Below are 488 nucleotides of genomic sequence, written 5' to 3'. Positions count from 1 at the left end.
AGTCGAACACGCTGGGCGCGCAGGGCAATGCCTATTTCGGCGATTTCGCCTTCGGCACGGCAGTTAGTTCGTTCTACTTCAAGCCGGCGAACTGCACGGGCTTCCTCTGCACCACGCTCAATCCGCTGATCCAGAACTGAGCGCACGAGCCGTCGCACGCAACGCAAAAAGCGCGGCCGTCCTTCGACGGCCGCGCTTTTTTTCGTGGCGTCCTGGCTTCATGGCCGCGCCGCGTCGGCCTGCCCCCGCCTACAGCGACACGAAGGAGCGCATCCAGTCGCTGAAGTTGGTCGACGCGGCCGACTGCTCCGGCGAGGCATGCGCGTACTCGGATTCGCGGCGGAATTCGCGCGCGGCCACCTCGCTCGGCGTGCAGCCGAACTTCTCCTTGAACAGGCGGCTGAAGTGCTTCTCGTTGACGAAGCCGTGCCGCCACGCCACCTCGGAGATCCGCATGCGTTTCGCGGTCGGGTCGATCAGCAGGTTGC

At 65.0% G+C, this 488-nt stretch carries 1 protein-coding gene; it reads right to left on the bottom strand.

Translation table 11 applies throughout. The features are described 5' to 3' along the window. Positions 1 to 249 precede the first annotated feature (249 nt). The coding region (locus HWX22_RS31490) for a helix-turn-helix domain-containing protein (protein ID WP_175917017.1) at positions 250 to 488 on the bottom strand (239 nt) is incomplete at its 5' end.

Source organism: Burkholderia sp. BCC1638, assembly GCF_902833195.1.
GTDB classification, from domain to species: Bacteria; Pseudomonadota; Gammaproteobacteria; order Burkholderiales; family Burkholderiaceae; genus Burkholderia; species Burkholderia diffusa.
The sequence above is the reverse complement of the archived record's forward strand: the minus strand, read 5'-3'. Positions and strand labels throughout refer to the sequence as shown.